The sequence below is a fragment of the Mycobacterium sp. 3-98 genome, assembly GCF_035918355.1.
In the GTDB taxonomy this organism is placed as follows: domain Bacteria; phylum Actinomycetota; class Actinomycetes; order Mycobacteriales; family Mycobacteriaceae; genus Mycobacterium; species Mycobacterium intracellulare.
Genome location: NZ_CP142360.1, coordinates 870203 through 887496 on the forward strand (window position 1 = coordinate 870203; position 17294 = coordinate 887496).

General features: G+C 68.3%; 14 protein-coding genes. 7 read left to right on the top strand and 7 right to left on the bottom strand.

Annotated elements, in window-relative coordinates; genetic code table 11:
- Window positions 1-37: 37 nt before the first annotated feature.
- Entirely contained in the window at window positions 38-1042 is a 1005-nt protein-coding gene (locus tag QGN30_RS04255; protein WP_038537960.1) for an ABC transporter substrate-binding protein, read from the bottom strand.
- A gap of 181 nt (window positions 1043-1223) precedes the next feature.
- Here QGN30_RS04255 and QGN30_RS04260 point away from each other — a divergent pair, with 181 nt between their 5' ends.
- Window positions 1224-2615, top strand: a complete 1392-nt coding sequence (locus tag QGN30_RS04260; RefSeq protein WP_248923268.1) for a NarK family nitrate/nitrite MFS transporter — start codon at window positions 1224-1226, stop codon at window positions 2613-2615.
- Here the strand turns inward: QGN30_RS04260 and QGN30_RS04265 are convergent, their stop codons facing one another.
- Window positions 2616-3884: a DNA polymerase domain-containing protein gene (locus tag QGN30_RS04265; protein WP_014383438.1), complete on the bottom strand. Its 1269-nt coding sequence runs from the start codon at window positions 3882-3884 to the stop codon at window positions 2616-2618.
- Window positions 3885-3941: 57 nt separating this feature from the next.
- On the opposite strand from QGN30_RS04265, the gene fadD2 reads away from it, so the two are divergent.
- The gene (fadD2, locus tag QGN30_RS04270; protein ID WP_026071139.1) at window positions 3942-5630 is read left to right on the top strand and encodes a long-chain-fatty-acid--CoA ligase FadD2; all 1689 of its coding nucleotides are present in this window, start codon (window positions 3942-3944) and stop codon (window positions 5628-5630) included.
- Window positions 5631-5633: 3 nt separating this feature from the next.
- Here the strand turns inward: fadD2 and QGN30_RS04275 are convergent, their stop codons facing one another.
- The 4 genes from QGN30_RS04275 to QGN30_RS04290 form a co-directional block, all read right to left on the bottom strand.
- Complete coding sequence (locus QGN30_RS04275) at window positions 5634-5996, bottom strand: hypothetical protein (protein WP_008261730.1); 363 nt, start codon at window positions 5994-5996, stop codon at window positions 5634-5636.
- 993 nt (window positions 5997-6989) lie between these two features.
- Complete coding sequence (locus QGN30_RS04280; RefSeq protein WP_014383436.1) at window positions 6990-9191, bottom strand: acyl-CoA dehydrogenase; 2202 nt, start codon at window positions 9189-9191, stop codon at window positions 6990-6992.
- Window positions 9192-9274: 83 nt separating this feature from the next.
- Window positions 9275-10405 (bottom strand): alpha/beta hydrolase, encoded by a 1131-nt coding sequence (locus QGN30_RS04285; protein WP_014383435.1) that lies wholly within the window; start codon window positions 10403-10405, stop codon window positions 9275-9277.
- A 1-nt stretch (window position 10406) separates the two neighbouring features.
- On the bottom strand, window positions 10407-11057 hold the full coding sequence (locus QGN30_RS04290; protein ID WP_014383434.1) for a TetR/AcrR family transcriptional regulator: 651 nt from the start codon (window positions 11055-11057) through the stop codon (window positions 10407-10409).
- A gap of 96 nt (window positions 11058-11153) precedes the next feature.
- Between QGN30_RS04290 and QGN30_RS04295 the strand changes: the two genes are divergently transcribed.
- The 4 genes from QGN30_RS04295 to QGN30_RS04310 all read left to right on the top strand — a co-directional run bounded on the left by QGN30_RS04295 (window position 11154) and on the right by QGN30_RS04310 (window position 15557).
- Window positions 11154-11735: a VOC family protein gene (locus QGN30_RS04295; protein WP_014383433.1), complete on the top strand. Its 582-nt coding sequence runs from the start codon at window positions 11154-11156 to the stop codon at window positions 11733-11735.
- Between the two features lie 36 nt (window positions 11736-11771).
- Window positions 11772-12320, top strand: coding sequence for a hypothetical protein (locus tag QGN30_RS04300; RefSeq protein WP_003874010.1), 549 nt, complete (start codon window positions 11772-11774; stop codon window positions 12318-12320).
- 403 nt (window positions 12321-12723) lie between these two features.
- On the top strand, window positions 12724-14199 hold the full coding sequence (locus QGN30_RS04305; protein ID WP_095562952.1) for a condensation domain-containing protein: 1476 nt from the start codon (window positions 12724-12726) through the stop codon (window positions 14197-14199).
- A gap of 2 nt (window positions 14200-14201) precedes the next feature.
- Window positions 14202-15557, top strand: coding sequence for a hypothetical protein (locus QGN30_RS04310; RefSeq protein ID WP_248923267.1), 1356 nt, complete (start codon window positions 14202-14204; stop codon window positions 15555-15557).
- A gap of 4 nt (window positions 15558-15561) precedes the next feature.
- On the opposite strand, the gene QGN30_RS04315 is transcribed toward QGN30_RS04310, so the two are convergent.
- On the bottom strand, window positions 15562-16224 hold the full coding sequence (locus QGN30_RS04315) for a TetR/AcrR family transcriptional regulator (RefSeq protein ID WP_009955646.1): 663 nt from the start codon (window positions 16222-16224) through the stop codon (window positions 15562-15564).
- Window positions 16225-16305: 81 nt separating this feature from the next.
- Here QGN30_RS04315 and QGN30_RS04320 point away from each other — a divergent pair, with 81 nt between their 5' ends.
- Window positions 16306-17214, top strand: coding sequence for an oxygenase MpaB family protein (locus QGN30_RS04320; RefSeq protein WP_014383431.1), 909 nt, complete (start codon window positions 16306-16308; stop codon window positions 17212-17214).
- Window positions 17215-17294: the final 80 nt, after the last annotated feature.

The following is a 17294-nucleotide window of genomic DNA, read 5'->3' on the forward strand; positions in this document are numbered from 1 at the left end:
TAGCAAACGCTCAAACAGCCAGGATGCGCGCGAGCGGCTAGCCCAGGATTTTGGTGAGCAGCGGGGGCAGTTGGTCGGCGACGAGGGGGTAGCTCAGCGGTGAGGCGAAGGCGATCGCGCCGGCTTGCTCCGCGGTGGTGAAGATGTGGCGGTTCTGCGCGGTGGTCAGTGACCCGGCCACCTCGGGGTCGGCCAGCAGGGCCTTCTGATCGTCGGGGTTGCGGGTCGTCCAGATCACCACGTCGGCCGAATCGAGCACGGACTTGATGTGATCGCGCGGGATGACGGCGCGCTGATCGGTGCCGAACGGTTTGATGGTGTCGGCGATGACCAGCCCCATCTGGTTCAGGAAATCCGTGCGCCAGCCCGCCATGGTGGCCACGACGGTCCCCTGCCACAGCGCGCCGTGCATCAGCAGCGCCTTCTTGCCGGTCCACTGCGGGTTTCTCTTGCCGACGTCGGTGAACTTCTGGTCGACACCGTCGACCAGCGACTTCATCTGGTCCGCCTGGAACACGGCCTGCCCGACGGCGGCGGCCTGCTCCTTCCACGGTTCGAAGAAGGCGTCGCCCCCCGATTGCGCGACGGTCGGGGCGATCGCGGACAGTTTCTGATAGGTGTCGGCGTCGAGGCCGGCGTTGACGGCCACGATCAGGTCCGGTTTCAGCCCCGCGATCTGGTCGACCGGGATGCCGTTGTCCAGGTTCAGCACCACCGGCCGCGCGCCGCCGAGCTTGGGCGCGGCCCACGGCCAGACCGCGAACGGCTGGTCACCGAACCAGTTGGTCACCGCGATCGGCACCACACCGACGGCGAGGAGGTCGTCCTGCTCGGTGAAGCCGGCGCTGACGACGCGCTTGGGCGGCTCTTTGATGACGGTCTGACCGAACAGGTGGGTGAGGGTCACCGATCCCGGCGTGGCTCCCGGTGCGGATTTGTTTGACGAGCACCCCGCCGAAAGCGCCGAGGACCCGGCCAGCGCGGCGACGCCGGAAGCCCCTGCGAGCTGCAAGAATCCCCGTCGATTCCATCCCTGTCGCATCGCGTGAGAGTATCGCGTTCCGCCACCCGGCGGCTCGCGTTGCAGAGTTCTGACAAACGCGCCCGCCCCGTTGCGATTTCTGCGTATCGCCCGCGTAACTGTGCACACCCGGACCGGTAACAGTGCCTCTCTAGCGTCAAGTGGTCACCGCCCGCGCCTACCCACAAGGGAGTCCCACCAGATGACCACGACCCTCAGCCCGGCATCGCAGCCCGCGCCGACGCGCGAGCGTCCTGCCGGACGGCACTGGATCGACGACTGGCGACCCGAAGACCCGGAGTTCTGGGAGGCAACCGGCAAGCCGATCGCCCGCCGCAACCTGATCTTCTCGATCTTGGCCGAGCACGTCGGGTTCAGCGTGTGGATGCTGTGGAGCATCGTCGTGGTGCAGATGACCGCGGGCGCGCACGGGCTGCCCGCCGCGTCCGGCTGGGCGCTGACCCCCAGCCAGGCGCTGTGCCTGGTCGCCGTCCCCAGCGGGGTGGGCGCCTTCCTGCGGCTGCCGTACACCTTCGCGGTGCCGATCTTCGGTGGCCGCAACTGGACGACCATCTCGGCGGCGCTGCTGCTGATCCCGTGCCTGCTGCTGGCCTGGGCGGTGAGCCATCCCGGCATCCCGTTCGCGGTCCTGGTGGCGGTCGCGGCGACCGCCGGCTTCGGCGGCGGCAACTTCGCCTCGTCGATGGCCAACATCTCCTTCTTCTACCCGGAGAAGGACAAGGGCTGGGCGCTGGGCCTGAACGCGGCCGGCGGCAACGTCGGCGTCGCCGTTGTGCAGAAGATCATCCCGCCCGTCGTCGTCGCCGGCGGCGGGGTGGCCCTGGCGCGCGCCGGACTGTTCTACGTGCCGCTGGCCGTCGTGGCCGCCGTGTGCGCGTTCGGATTCATGAACAACCTGAGCGAGGCGAAGGCCGACGTGAAGCCGGTGTGGCAGTCGCTGCGCCACCCCGACACCTGGGTCATGTCGCTGCTCTACATCGGCACGTTCGGGTCCTTCATCGGCTACTCGGCCGCCTTCCCGACCCTGCTCAAGACGGTGTTCGGCCGCGGCGACATCGCGCTGACCTGGGCCTTCCTCGGCGCCGGCATCGGGTCGGTGATCCGGCCCCTCGGCGGCAAGCTGGCCGACCGGATCGGCGGGGCGCGCATCACCGCCGCCAGCTTCGCGCTGTTGGCCCTCGGGGCGGCGGCCGCGCTGTGGTCGGTGCGGGCGGTCAACCTGCCGGCGTTCTTCGCCAGCTTCATGTTCTTGTTCGTCGCCACCGGCATCGGCAATGGCTCGACCTACCGGATGATTTCGCGGATCTTCAAGATCAAGGGCGAGCTGGCCGGCGGCGATCCGGACACCATGGTGCAGATGCGGCGCCAGGCCGCCGGCGCGCTGGGCGTCATCTCGGCGGTGGGCGCCTTCGGCGGCTTCATCGTGCCGCTGGCCTACGCCTGGTCGAAGTCGGAGTTCGGCAGCATCGAGCCGGCGCTGCGGTTCTACATCGCGTTCTTCCTCGCCCTGCTGGGCGTCACCTGGTACTGCTACCTGCGCAGGCACAACGCGATAACCCGGGTCGGGATCTAATTACGGCTGCTGCTTGCCGCTGTAGTTGGCCCAGGGGCTGTAGTCGGCGATCAGCTCCTCCTGCGGCGGCCGCTGGTCCTCAGGAACGTGCTGCAGGTTGATCCGGATCCGGTACCAGATCGAGCTGGGCCCGCGCATGCCGTCGACGAGGACGTCGACCGGCTGCAGCCGCTCGGCCGCCGCCGGATGGCGGCCGCGCCAGGTGTCCAGCGCCGCCATCGCCTCGTCCTTGGTCTTGGTGCGGGCGATCTCGATCAGGGGCATCGAGGATTGACGCCGGCCGCCGGTGCCCTTGTCGCGCTTGCCCGACCCTTTGGGCGCCCGCTCGGGAGGCCCCATCTCCTCGGCCAGCACCAGCAACCGGTCGAGGTCACCGACCGCGTCGTCCATTCCCTCCCAGGGGTCACCGATCTCGGCGAACCGCGCGGGCACGGTATCGATCGTGAACGCCTCGGGCCGGCACCCGGCGACCTCGTCCCAGTGCAGCGGGGTCGAGACCCGGGCGTCGGGCGTCGCCCGCACCGAATAGGCCGAGGCGACCGTGCGGTCCTTCGCGTTCTGGTTGAAGTCGACGAACACCCCCTCGCGTTCTTCCTTCCACCACCGGCTGGTCGCCGCCTCGGGCACGCGCCGCTCCACCTCCCGGGCGACGGTCTGCGCGGCCAGGCGCACCTGGCGGAACTCCCAGCGCCGGGCGATGCGGGCGTAGATGTGGAAGCCGCGCGACCCCGACGTCTTCGGCCACGGGGTCAGGCCGTAGTCCTCGAGCACCTCGCGCGCCACCAGGGCGACGTCCACGATGCGCCGCCAGGAGACCCCGGGCATCGGATCGAGGTCGACGCGCAGTTCGTCGGGATGATCGAGGTCGTCGGCGAGCACCGGGTGCGGATTCAGGTCGACGCAGCCCAGGTTGATCGCCCAGGCCAGCCCGGCGGCGTCGCGGATGACGGCCTCCGCCGCGGAAGTGCCTCGCGCGTAACGGAGTTCGGCGACGTCGACCCAGTCCGGCCGTTTCGCCGGCGCGCGCTTCTGGAACACCGCCTCTTCGGTGATGCCCTTGACGAAGCGCTTCAGGATCATGGGGCGCCCGGCCACGCCGCGCAGCGCGCCGTCGGCCACGGACAGGTAATAGCGGACCAGGTCGAGCTTGGTGTAGGGGCCCGATGTTTTGTGGCCGTCCGCGCGGGGGAACACGACCTTGTCCGGATGGGTGACGGTGACCTCGCGCCCGGCCACCTCCAGCAAAACCGGACGGGTCATGCGGTTCATGTTAATTCGCCAGAATTTCTGGCCGTGCTGAGACGGACGTCACATATGGTGGATTCCATGCCTAACCTCCTCGGCCTGCCCGGTCAGGCCTCCAAAGCGGTAGCAAAACTGCACCAGTACGTCGAGCGCGGCTCCGCCGAACTGCACTACGTGCGCAAAATCTTCGAGTCGGGCGCGTTCCGGATCGAGCCGCCGCAGAACTACGCCGCGATGGCGGCCGACATCTACAAGTGGGGCGAGTTCGGCATGTTGCCCGCCCTCAACGCGCGGCGCCATCCCGACCGCGCGGCGTGCATCGACGAAGAGGGCGAATTCTCCTACCGCGAACTCGACGAGGCGGCGCACGCGGTGGCCAACGCGCTGATCGAGAAGGGCGTCAAGGGCGGCGACGGCGTCGCCATCCTGGCCCGCAACACCCGCTGGTTCCTGATCGCCAACTACGGCGCCGCGCGGGTCGGCGCGCGCATCATCCTGCTCAACAGCGAATTCTCGGGTCCGCAGATCAAAGAGGTGTCCGAGCGCGAGGGCGCCAAGCTGATCATCTACGACGACGAGTACACCAAGGCCGTCAGCAAGGCCTCGCCGGAGCTGGGCAAGCTGCGGGCGCTGGGGACCAACCCGGATAGTGACGAGCCGTCCGGCAGCACCGACGAGACGCTGGCCGACCTGATCGAGCGCAGCAGCAAGGAGCCCGCCCCCAAGGCGGCCAGGCACGCCTCGATCATCATCCTGACCAGCGGAACCACCGGCACCCCGAAGGGCGCGAACCGCAGCACCCCGCCGACGCTGGCGCCGGTCGGCGGAATCCTGTCGCACGTCCCGTTCAAGGCCGGCGAAGTGACGTCGCTGCCGGCGCCGATGTTCCACGCGCTGGGTTATCTGCACGGCACGATCGCGATGTTCCTGGGCTCGACGCTGGTGCTGCGCCGCAAGTTCAAGCCGCCGCTGGTGCTGCAGGACATCGAGAAGTACAAGGTGACCGCGATGGTCGTCGTCCCGGTGATGTTGTCGCGGATCCTCGAAGCGGTCGAGAAGATGGACTCCAAGCCCGACCTGTCCAGCCTGAAGATCGTGTTCGTGTCGGGATCGGCGCTGGGGGCCGACCTGGCGGAGCGCTCGCTCAAGGACCTCGGCCCGGTGATCTACAACATGTACGGCTCGACCGAGATCGCCTTTGCGACGATCGCCGAACCCAAGCACCTGCAGTACAACTCGTCGACCGTCGGGCCGGTCGTCAAGGGCGTGCGCGTCAAGATCTACGACGACAACGGCAAGGAGGTGCCGCAGGGCGAGGTCGGCCGCATCTTCGTCGGCAACGCCTTCCCGTTCGAGGGCTACACGGGCGGGGGCAAGAAGCAGATCATCGACGGCCTGTTGTCGTCGGGCGACGTCGGCTACTTCGACGAGAACGGCCTGCTCTACATCAGCGGGCGTGACGACGAGATGATCGTCTCCGGCGGCGAGAACGTCTTCCCGGCCGAGGTCGAGGACCTCATCACCGGGCACCCCGACGTCGTGGAGGCCACCGCGATCGGCGTCGACGACAAGGAGTGGGGCCACCGCCTGCGCGCCTTCGTGGTGAAGAAGGACGGCGCGGACCTCGACGAGGACACCGTCAAGCACTACGTGCGCGATCACCTGGCCCGCTACAAGGTGCCGCGCGAGGTCATCTTCCTCGACGAGCTGCCGCGCAACCCCACCGGCAAGATCCTCAAGCGCGAGCTGCGCGAAATGGAGATCGAATAGGCCTCAGCGGCGTTCTTTGATGGCCCGGGTGATCTGGGCCGTGAGCTTCGGGTCGACCAGGAGTTGGTCGATCAGCGCGGTGAGCACCTCTTGCCCGGTCACGCGGGCGACGCCGAGCCGATCGGCCGCCTCGCGCTGCCAGATGTCGAGGGCCCGGTGAGTGGCGGCCGCCAGGTCGACGGTCCGGCGGGTCCGCTGGGTGCGCCCCGCCTGGTTGGCCGACGGCTCGCTGGCGATGCGCTGGCCGCGGGGCTGCCCGAGGCTGAGGCGCTCGGTCGGCGCGGCGTCTCCGGCGGGGCCGCCCGCCGGGGTGGGGGCGCGAAAGGATCCGGCGCTGGGTCCGTTGGGACTGGGCTTGAAGTTCACTTCGGTGTCTTCCTCCGTGAGTGCGGATCAGTAAATCAGCGCTCGTCGCCTATGTGTCAATACTGATTCTCTCACCGACGCCACCCTAAGTCGCGTCGCCGGGCCGCGGACGGCCCGGGTGGGACGCCGACGGATTTACGCGCGCCTGCGCGACGCCGGATGCAGGCGAAAGAGCAAATTCCTGCAAATAGCTGTCGCCGGTAAAAACAGGGCCAGGATTGCGGTCATCCGACGACCCGTAGTCGGTAATTCGGAGACGAATCAGTGGATCTGACAATGCGCACATTCGGACTTCAGTAAATACGGTAGGTTCGCGCAGTACATCAGTATACCGCGTATTACCTGCAGGTATTAGCCGATCACCCGTGCGCTGGCTCAGTATTCGCGGATAAATGAATTGCGTAAATAGGGATTGATCAGCGCGCGCTGGATTGGGCGCTATCACGTCGTTGTTGCACAATTCACACCACAAAGGCCCCGAATTCGCTTGTTTGCTTAGAAATGTCCGGTTAGCGTTTTAAGCATCGATATCAAGTCTTTGAAAGGAGCGCCCTCGATGATCTCGTCAGCATCGTTACGTGGCGCGGCCGTAGGTGTTGTGGGCGCCGGAGCCGTGGCGGGCGCGCTGCTCTTCGGCGGCGCCCCCGTGGCTTCGGCCGCCCCCGGGCCGAGTCACTCCACAAGCTTCGCCAGTGCCGGGCCGCAGAGCGGACCGGGCTTCATTCCCGAGCGCCCCGGCGGTCGTGGATGGGGTGGCCATGATGGTCGGGGACATGGCAATTGGGGTCACGGCGGCTGGGGGCACGGTGGCTGGGTCCACGGGCCCGGCTACTGGAAGCCCCAGCACTGGTGGAACTGGTGGTGGTGACCACCATCTCCGCGCGGTAGCCGGCCATCACCGACACGCCAACCCTCGGGATGGGCGGCCCGCGTATGGGGGGAACCATGCCGGCTTGACTCAGTCAGGCCGGCATGGCCCATTTCTGCGCCCGGTTACGGATCGCGCGGCAGGCCCAACAACCGTTCGGCGATGATGTTCAGCTGCACCTCGGACGTCCCGCCGTAGATGGTGGTCGCCCGGCTGGCCAGCAGGTACTCGCCCCATTTGCCGGGCAGTTGGTCGGTGTCGCCGATCGCGGCGTCGGTCCCGAAGGACGAGACCGCGAATTCGGCGTAACCCTGGCCGGTGCGCATCGACAACAACTTGGAGATCGCCGCCGACGGCATCGCGTCACCGCCGGCCAGCGTCAGCAGCGTGGAACGCAGGTTCAGCACCTTGGCCGCATGGCCCTCGGCAATCAACTGACCGGCGCGGTGCTGCGCGACCTGATCGAACTGCCCGTCACGAACGAACTCGACGAACTGCGACAGCGTGGCTAGGAAGTTCGCCTCGCTGCTGCCGATCGACACCCGCTCCGCGGTCAGCGTGTTGCGGCTGACCTCCCAGCCCCGGTTCACCTCACCGAGCACGCACTCGTCGGGCACGAACACGTCGTCGATGTAGACGGTGTTGAACATCGCGTTGCCGGTGAGCTCGCGCAGCGGCTTGACGTCGACGCCCTCGCTCTTCATGTCCAGCAGGAAGTACGTGATGCCGCTGTGTTTCGGCGCGCTGGGGTCGGTCCGTGCGAGCAGCGCACCCCACTGCGAGAACTGCGCGGCGGTCGTCCAGATCTTCTGGCCGGTGATGCGCCACCCTCCGTCGGTCCGGGTGGCCTTCGTGGACAGGCCGGCCAGATCCGAACCCGCGCCGGGCTCGGAAAACAGCTGACACCAGATCATCTCGCCGCGGAAGGTCGGCGGCAGGAACCGCTGCTTTTGCTCCTCGGTGCCGAACGCCACGATCGACGGGACGATCCAGGTGGCGATGCCGGTCTGGGGCCGCTTGACCCGCCCGGAGGCGAACTCCTGCGCGATGATGATCTGCTCCACCGGCCCGGCCGCCCGGCCCCACGGCTTGGGCAGGTACGGCAGCACCCAGCCGCCCTCGGCGATGGCGACCTTGCGTTGCTCGCGCTCGATCTCCTTGAGCGCCGCCACTTCAGCCCGGATCTCCGCCCGCAGCTTCTCGGTCTCGGGATCGAGGTCGATGTCGACCGCGCGCATCCCGGTGGTGGTCGCGGTGTCGACCACCTTTTGCGGGTAGTCCGAGCTGCGGCCGAAGGAGGCGGCCAACATCAGCGCCCGGCGGTAGTACACGTTCGTGTCGTGCTCCCACGTGAAGCCGATCCCACCGTGCACCTGGATGCAATCCTGCGCGCACCGTTGAGCGGCCGCCGGCGCCAGTGTCGCCGCCACGGCGGCGGCGAACTCGACGTGGGAACCCGCGGTGTCCCAACGGTTTTCGCGGGCCTCGTCGATCGCGCGGGCGGCATCCCACACCGCAGCCGTGGCCCGCTCGGTGTCGGCGATCATCTCGGCGCACTTGTGCTTGATGGCCTGGAATTGGCCGATCGGCCTGCCGAACTGCTCGCGGATCTTGGCGTAGCTCGACGCGGTGTCGGTCGCCCAGCGCGCCACGCCGATGGCTTCGGCGGACAGCATCGTCGTCATCAGCGCGTGCGCGGTGCCCATGCTCAGGTTCGTCAAGACGACGTCGTCGCCGACCTCCACGGCGTTGGCCCGCACGTCGGCGATGGGCCGCAACGGGTCCAGGCTTTTCACCGGCTCGATCTCGAGCTGGTCGGCGCGCAGCACCACCCACGCCTCGCCGCTGTCGATCGCGACGGGCAGCACCAGCAGCGACGCCTGCGCGGCGGCGGGGACCGCGCGGAGCTCGCCGCGGATCACCAGAGAACTGCCCTGCCGGGTGGCGGTCAGCGCGCAGCAATTCAGGCCGTAGGCGGCGATCTCGGCGCCGGATGCCAGCCCGGCGAGCACCTTGGCGTCCGGGTCGTGCGCGGAGATCAATGCGCTGGCGATCGCGGACGGAACGAAGGGGCCCGGCACCGCCCCGTAGCCGAATTCCGCGAGCACGATGGCCAACTCGAGAACGCCGAAGCCCTGCCCGCCGACGGATTCCGCCAGATGAACGCCCTGCAGGCCCTGCTCGGCCGCGGCCTGCCAGTACGGCGGCGGGTTCTGGACCTCCGTCTCCATCGCCTCGTGCAGCGTCTCGGACGGGGCGATGCGCGCCACCAGCGCTCGCACGGAATCGGCCAGTTCTTGATGCTCGGGATTTATCGCGATCGGCATTGGTCGCCTTCCGTTGCTGCAGGACGCCGTCTCGGCCAAGTACCTTCCAAGCTAACAACCAGTCGGTTGGTTGACGACATCACCTACCGCCACCGCTTGCCGATCCATCCGGCGATGATGTCGGCCTGCTCGCTGCGGGCCCCGGGGGTGGTGAAGTAGTGATCGGTGTCCACCGAGGCCCGGGTCTTGTCCGCGCCGGCGAGGGCGTCGAAGATGCGTTGCGCGTCAGAGGGAAACACCCCGGTGTCGGCGTCGGCGTTGATCACCAGGGCCGGACACCGGATCCGGGCCAGGTGCGGCTCGGCCCGGGTCTGGGCCACCCGCAGGCTCCACATGCCCAGCCAGTTGCGCAGCGTGCACGCCGCCGCGATGCCGTGCGCCGAGCGGTTCGCCTTGGCCGGGACGCCCGCATAGCACATGTTGGGCTGCCGGTTGGTCGGCTCGATGCCGGGATCGACCATGCGCGGGTCGGCCCAGGTGCGCATCACCGAAAACGGGCGATCGGAAAACCCCGCCGCGCGAACGCGTTTGAGCTCTCTTTCGGCCCAGTCGGTGATGGCGTGATTGCGCGCGACCTGCGCGCTGCGGTACCGGGCGAGGAACTCCGCGGTGTAGGGCGGCCCATTGCGCCCGTTGAACAGGTCGAGGTCGGCGTCGGTGGCGACGGGATCGTTCTCGTCGACGACGGCGGCGTCCATCCAGGCGGTGAGCACTTCGGGTCGCCCGGGGTGGGCGGCGGTGGCCACGTAGCCGTCGGCGGCCGGCAACTCGGTCACCCCGGCCGCGGGGCGCATTCCTTCCAGCGGGGTCACGTTCGGCTCGACGGCCTGGGACTGGTAGGCGGCCATCAACGACCCCCCGCCCGAGTTGCCCAGCAGCACAACGGTATCCACGCCCTGCACCTCGCGTAGCCAGCGCACCCCCACCCCGATGTCCACCAGCGCGTGGTCGAGCAGGAAGCTGCTTTCGAAGCCGCGGAACCTGGTGTTCCAGCCGAGGAAGCCGATGCCGCGAGTGGCCATGTAGTCGGCGAGGTAGTGCTCGGAGAAGTCGATCTGGTAGTGCGCCGCGATCATCGCCACCTTGGGCTTGCGTCCCACCCCCCGGTGATACAGCCCCTGGCAGGGGTGCCCGCCGGCGCCGGCGCGCCCGGCCGTAGGCGACGGCAGCCCGACGAACTCGCGGATGACTCCGGCACCGGTGCGACGAGTCAATTCAGCGGTCCCCCTCAGTGGCGTAGATGGCCCGGTAATAGATGTTGGCCAGGGTTTGGATGCAGGCCTCGTCGTCGGGTTCCCCGCAGCGTGCCGAACCGAGCTGGATGTAGCAGAACTGGTTGAACATCGCCACGATCGCCTCCGCGATCAGCTGCGGGTCGTCGTCGCGGCAACGGCCCTCGGCCTGCGCGCGACGGACCGATTCGGCGATGAAAGAAATTGGTATCGAGCAGATTTCGGCCCAGTACTGGGCGAAGTCGTCGTTGATCATCGCCAGCTGTGACACGCTGATCACCTCGGCGAGCCGGTTGCGGTAGGTGTGCCAGTGCGCGGCGGCCGCCCCGTACGCGCGCTCGCGATCGGTCAACCCGTGCTGGGTCACCGCCAGCGCGCGCTGGTTGGCCTCGTCGCGGAAGCGCAGCGCCCATTGGCGCACCATCGCCTCTTTGGACTCGTAGTAGTTGTAGAAGGACGCCGCCGAGCGGCCGGCCTCCGCGGCGATGTCGGCGATGGTCGTGGCCAGGACGCCTTTGCGCGCGATGACGGTCCGGGCGGCCAGATCGATCGCGGCCTGCGTCCGCCTGCCGCGATGCGTGGGCAGCTCCGAGGGGGGCCCGCTCCGGTCAGCAGGGGATGCCGCGGTGGACACCGGCGCACCTCCCTGGGCCAAAACTGAATCTGATGTTAGATTCAGATTCGGATCTTGGCCAGGCTCGTCGAGCCGGGAACCGAGGGGAGCCGCACGATGATCAAGCCGCACAACACCAACGCGGAATTCGAACTCGGCGGGATCAATCATGTCGCGCTGGTGTGCTCGGACATGGCCAAAACCGTCGACTTCTACAGCAACATCCTGGGCATGCCGCTGATCAAGTCGCTCGATCTGCCCGGCGGGGCGGGCCAGCACTTCTTCTTCGACGCCGGCAACGGCGACTGCGTCGCCTTCTTCTGGTTCGCCGACGCCCCCGACCGGGTGCCGGGCATTTCGTCGCCGGGCGCCATCCCCGGCATCGGCGACATCACCAGCGCGGTCAGCACGATGAACCACCTGGCCTTCCACGTGCCGGCCGAGAAGTTCGACGCCTACCGCCAGCGACTCAAGGAAAAAGGGGTGCGGGTCGGGCCGGTGCTCAACCACGACGAGAGCCCCATGCAGGTCTCGGCGACCGTGCATCCCGGCGTCTATGTGCGCTCGTTCTATTTCCAGGATCCCGACGGCATTACCCTTGAGTTCGCCTGTTGGGTGAAGGAATTCGAAAGCGGCGACGCGAAGGCCGTGCCCAAGACCGCCGCGGACCGCCGGCCCCCGGTGGGCGCCGGTCACTGATCGCGCCGCTGCTCCGCGAGTCGGAGAATGCAAGGTATGACCGACGGCATTTTGACCGACGAACAGATCGCCGCGCTTACCCCCGGGCAGCGCCGCGACCTCATCTCCCGGCTGGAGCGGCCCCTCGGCGAGGTCATCGACCCGGACTTCCTGGACCGGGTGCGCCGCGTCCGGCTGAGTCTGATGATCGGCGGTTCCATCGCGATGGTTCCCTGGCTGGGGTACCTGGCGATGACGCTGCCCGAGAAGTACGTCGCCCACAACTGGCCGGTCACCTGGATCGGCTTCGATGTGCTGCTGGTCGCCTTCATGCTGACGACGGCCGCGCTGGGGTATCTGCGCCGCCAGCTGCTGGTGCTCGCCGCGTTCACCACCGGGGTGCTGCTGATCTGCGACGCGTGGTTCGATCTCATGACCGCGGGCCCCAAGGACGTGTGGCTGTCGGTGATCACCGCGCTGCTGATCGAGGTGCCGCTGGCGATCTTCATGATCTTCAGCGCCATGCGCATCCTGCGGCTCACCATGATGCGTTTGTGGCTGCTGCGTCCCGGCATGCGCCTCTGGGAGCTGCCGCTGTTCCCGTGAGGCGGTGCGGGTTTGGCCCGCGCACCGGCTCGAGGGCCGGACAACTGTATCCCGAGTTGTGGGCGTAGCGGGCCGAATCGGCGATAAGTCGTCGCGAATCGACCCCGCCCGGCGTGGCCAGGGCCGTTGAGGGGGAAAAGATTACTGCACCGCCGGCGATCTCGCGGCGGAATTCGAGTCTTGACAAAACCGCGAAATCTTCGCCTGCGTCAGCTAGCGTCCACAGCAGCGACATAGGGGTATGAGCGGCGGGGTAGTTCACCAACACAGGCGAAAGTCCGTCGGACAATTTCAAGCGCGACACACATCGACGATCCTCGAAAAGCCAAGCGCCAACCGCACTTCCAGCACCCCCAGACCGCCCCGCAAACGTCGTCGTCTCACAGCACAAGGACTCGAGGAAATGGTCGCACTCGGAAATATCAACGAATGGCACCCGCCGCACGGCCCGGTCACCATGTGGATGGCCGCACCCGACGCACGCGAAGCGGCCCGCGCCGCACGGCGAAGCGACCTGGCGCCGAGTTACCAACAGAATCAACACCTCTGGGCCTCCTACCAAGGCAAGGCCATGAACCGCCAGCTGCCCCGTCTGATGATCGTCGCGTGGGACATCCCCGGCACCTGCGACATTGCGGCGATGACGGCGACGATCAACGCCCACGTTCGCCGCCAGGACACCTATCACAACTGGTTCGAGTACGACAACGGCACGTTCGTGCGCCGGGTGATCGACGATCCCGAAGCGATCGAGTTCGTCCCCGTGGCGCTGGGGCACAAGACCGCGGACCAAGTCCGCGCCCATGCCTTGACCACCACCCCGGACACCCTCGAGTGGGGCTGCTTCACCTACGGAATCGTCCAGCACGCCGACTATTTCACGTTCTACGCCAGCGTCGACCACCTGCACATCGACGGCTTGTCGGCCGCCCTCATCTTCCTCGACGTCCACCTCACGTATCAGGAACTCGCGCAGACAGGGCACCAGCCCGGCGGCCTACCGGAGATCCGCAGCTACCGCGACTACGTTGCGCGCCAACGCGAGAAGGCGGCGACGTTGACGCTCTCGTCGCCCGAGATCAAGGACTGGATCGAGTTCGCCCGCGACACCGACGGCGACTGGCCCAGTTTCCCGCTGCCCCTTGGTGACACGTGGTCCAGCACCAGAGGCGACCTGTTGACGGTCGAGTTGATGAATGCCGAGGACACGGAGTCTTTCGACGCCGCCTGCGTGGCGGCCGGCGCCCGGTTCATCGGGGGAGTGCTGGCCTGCACGGGCCTGGCCGAGCACGAATTGACCGGCAAGAAGACCTATCACGGGTTCACGGCCAAGGACACCCGGACACCGGGCGTCGACTCGATGACCGTGGGCTGGTTCGCCAGCCTGATTCCGATCACGGTGCCGACCGCCGGCGAGACGTTCGCCCAGGCCGCCCGGACGGCGCAGAAGTCGTTCGACGACGCTCAGCGCCTCGCCGACGTGCCGGTCGAGCGGGTGCTGGAGCTGGCCACCCCGGACGAACTGGGCATCAAGCTGCCCACGCAGCTGCCGATGATGTTGTCGTTCCTCGACTTCCGCAAGATCCCCCTCAACGGGTTGTGGGCGGAGACGAAGTTCGGCACCTACGGCGACAGCCTGTCCCACGGCGGGGTGAACATGTGGATCAACCGCCAGGCCGCGAACACCACGGTGACGATGTCCTTCCCGGACAACGCGATCGCGCGGGAGTCGGTGCTGCGCTACATCGCGACGCTGATCCAGGTGTTCGCGCGTGTCGCCAGGCCCACCGGGGACGAGCCGGTTGTGGTTGCGCCCCAGGTGAACCCGGACGACACATTCGCTCCGGCGCCGGACACGGACGATCACGAAGCGGCGTAGCGATGAGCAACGTGCTGGACCTGGCCGACCAAACACTCTTCCTGGGTGAGCGGGCGACGGGTGCCACCAGCTTGCTGCAGTGCGTCTGGGTGTACGACCGCGCCGTCGACGTCGGTGGGCTGCGTGAGTTCCACAGCCACCTCGGCCGGGGGCGGCTGTCGCGGCGAGTCGAGCGCTCCGCCTTGCCGTTTGGCCGTCATCGCTGGGTGGCGGCCGCCGAGTGCTCCCCCTTGGAGATCGTCGCGCCGCCGCGGGAGCGCGACGACATCGACGCGTGGCTTGACGAGCAGACCCACAAGCGACCGGACGCCGAGCGTGGGCCCGGATGGCACTTGGCGATGCTCCCGCTGTCCGACGGCGGCGCGGTGGTGAGTCTGGTCACCACCCACTGCCTCACCGATGGCGTCGGGCTGTGCGAGGCCCTGGCCGACGCGGCTCGCGGACGCGGCGACCGGACCCGCTGGCCCGCAGCGGGAGGCCGGCGGCGCTGCCAAGCCCTGCGCGAGGACGCGCGCCAAACCGCGCACGACGCGCTCGATGTCGGCCGCGCCGTCGGCGCCGCGGCCCGGATGCTCCGGCAGGGCCGCGACGGCACCGCGGCCGTCGCCCCGCCAAGCGGGAAGCGGCCCGCGCCGCCCGCCGCGCCCGACGACCCCATCGTCCTGCCGATGGAGACGATCTTCGTCAGCGCCGACGACTGGGACGCGCGCGCAACCGCCTTGGGCGGCACCAGCAACGCGCTGCTCGTCGGGTTGGCGGCCCACCTCGCCCAGCGGGTGGGGCGGGTGGCCCCCGACGGCTCGGTCAACATCGGCATGCCCGTCAACGAGCGCGCCCCAAGCGACACGCGCGCCAACGCGGTCACGAACGTCGACGTCACGCTGGGGGCCGCGGCGATCACCACGGACCTGCGCGAGATCCGCGCCGCCATCAAGCGGGCGCTGGTTCGCCATCACGACGAGCCCGACGAGCGGTGGGCGCTGCTGCCCCTCGTCCCGCTGATCCCGAAGCCGGTGTTTCGGCGGTTGCTCAGCGTGGTCACCGGCGGCGCGGCGACCGTGGTGTCGTCCAATCTTGGCGCGCTCGACCCGGCCGCCAACCGGCCGGACGGCACGGACGCCGACTACTTCGCCATGAAGTCGGTGTACCCGGGCGTGACCGCCGCGACGATGCACCGCACCAACGGGGCGCTGGCGTTGCTGTCGGGGCGGGTCCACGGCCGGGTCTTCATCTCGGTCCTCGCCTACGAATTGGGCCGCCACAATTCGAACGAGGGTCTGCGACAAGCGCTTTCCAAGACGCTGAGCGACTTCTCGCTGGCCGCCACAACGGGCTGGCACACGGTCTGCCCGGTGTGAGGCGCTAGGCCTCGGCCCGTGTTTCGGTGAGCCGGTAGAGGTTTGGCTCGGCAAGCTCGTCGAGCAGGGCGGCCAGGTGATCGACGAGCTCACCCGGTTCGAGCCGGACGTCACCGGCCAGCCAGGCGCTGATGGTCTGCCCGACCCCGCCGACCACGAAGTGCGCTGCGGCCTTGATGCGATCGTTTGCCGGCACCTGAAGCGCGTTGCCGACATGCTGGCCGGACAGCATCGCGAACAGGGCGCTGGACTCGGCGCGTTTGCGCACCACCACGGGGTCGGCCAGCTGCGTGCTGAACAACAGGCGGCCGACGCGGGCGTCGTCGGTGATGGTCCGCACGATGTTGGCGATGCCCGCGCGGGTCTGCTCGTCGGCGGGCACCGTGGCGACCGCGGCCTGCGTGGTGGCGGCCAGCTCGGCGACCACCCAGTCGAAGACGCAGGAGACGAATTCGTCCTTGTCGGTGAAGCTCTCGTAGAAGTACCGGGCCGCCAGCCCGGCGCGGCGGCACACCCCGCGGACGGTGACCGCCGAGATGTCCGGCCGCTGATCGCCGAGCAGGTCCAGGCCGGCGGCCAGGAGCCGGTTACGGCGGGTGGCCAGGCGTTCGGCGGCCTCCACCCCGCGATACGGCCGCGCGCTGGACGTGTCGCTCATGCGGACCATCTTGACACTAACGCCGCGGCGCGACAATATCAGGAAACAAGCGTTCGCACATTAGCGGCCGCGCTGCGGGAGGATCTGACGATGGCAACTCACCAGTCGGTGCAGGCACCGATCGGGCACGTCGAGCGCGGGGCCACCGATCCGCCGCGCCCCCAGCGGCGCAGGCGCGGGCGGACGCTGGGCATCGACGAGGGCCTGATGGGCGTCGCCCTGCTGGCCGGTCCGGCGAACGTGATCATGCAACTCGCGCAGCCGGGTGTGGGCTACGGCGTCATGGAAAGCCGCGTCGAAAGCGGCCGGGTCGACCTGCACCCGTTCAAGCGGGCCCGCACCACGTTCACCTACCTGGCCGTGGCGACCAACGGCAGCGAGGCCCAGAAGGCCGCCTTCCGCCGGGCCGTGAACAAGGCCCACGCGCAGGTTTACTCGACGCCGGAAAGCCCGGTGTCCTACAACGCCTTTGATCCCGCGCTGCAGCTCTGGGTGGGGGCCTGCCTGTACAAGGGCGGCCTCGACATCTACCGGATGTTCATCGGTGAGCTCGACGGCGAGGACGCCGAGCGCCACTACCGCGAGGGCATGGCGCTGGCCACGACCTTGCAGGTGCCGCCGAAGATGTGGCCGGCCGACCGGGCGGCGTTCGACCGTTACTGGGAAGAGTCGCTGGCCAAGGTGCACATCGACGACGCGGTGCGGGAATACCTGTACCCGATCGCCGCCAACCGCATCCGGGGCGTGAAGCTGCCCGGCCCCATCCAGCGCCTCTCCGAGGGCTTCGCGCTGATGATCACGACGGGCTTCCTGCCGCAACGGTTCCGCGACGAGATGCGGCTGCCCTGGGACGCGACCAAGCAGCGGCGCTTCGACAGGCTGATCGCCGTGCTGGCCACGGTGAACCGGTATCTGCCGCGGTTCATCCGGCAGTTCCCGTTCAACGTCTTGCTGCACGACCTGGACCGCCGGATCAAGAAGGGGCGGCCGCTGGTGTAGCGGCCCGCGGCGGGGCGGTGCCCGCCAAGTTGATAACGACAATCATATTCATTAAGCTCTCCTCAGTCTGGTAAGCCCTC

Bases quoted from the DNA above. Each gene is read 5' to 3' on its own strand.
- QGN30_RS04315 (WP_009955646.1), bottom strand. From the start codon at position 16,224: ATGGTCCGCATGAGCGACACGTCCAGCGCGCGGCCGTATCGCGGGGTG.
- fadD2 (WP_026071139.1), top strand. From the start codon at position 3,942: ATGCCTAACCTCCTCGGCCTGCCCGGTCAGGCCTCCAAAGCGGTAGCA.
- QGN30_RS04255 (WP_038537960.1), bottom strand. From the start codon at position 1,042: ATGCGACAGGGATGGAATCGACGGGGATTCTTGCAGCTCGCAGGGGCT.
- QGN30_RS04310 (WP_248923267.1), top strand. From the start codon at position 14,202: ATGAGCAACGTGCTGGACCTGGCCGACCAAACACTCTTCCTGGGTGAG.
- QGN30_RS04295 (WP_014383433.1), top strand. From the start codon at position 11,154: ATGATCAAGCCGCACAACACCAACGCGGAATTCGAACTCGGCGGGATC.
- QGN30_RS04260 (WP_248923268.1), top strand. From the start codon at position 1,224: ATGACCACGACCCTCAGCCCGGCATCGCAGCCCGCGCCGACGCGCGAG.
- QGN30_RS04305 (WP_095562952.1), top strand. From the start codon at position 12,724: ATGGTCGCACTCGGAAATATCAACGAATGGCACCCGCCGCACGGCCCG.
- QGN30_RS04280 (WP_014383436.1), bottom strand. From the start codon at position 9,191: ATGCCGATCGCGATAAATCCCGAGCATCAAGAACTGGCCGATTCCGTG.
- QGN30_RS04300 (WP_003874010.1), top strand. From the start codon at position 11,772: ATGACCGACGGCATTTTGACCGACGAACAGATCGCCGCGCTTACCCCC.
- QGN30_RS04265 (WP_014383438.1), bottom strand. From the start codon at position 3,884: ATGAACCGCATGACCCGTCCGGTTTTGCTGGAGGTGGCCGGGCGCGAG.
- QGN30_RS04320 (WP_014383431.1), top strand. From the start codon at position 16,306: ATGGCAACTCACCAGTCGGTGCAGGCACCGATCGGGCACGTCGAGCGC.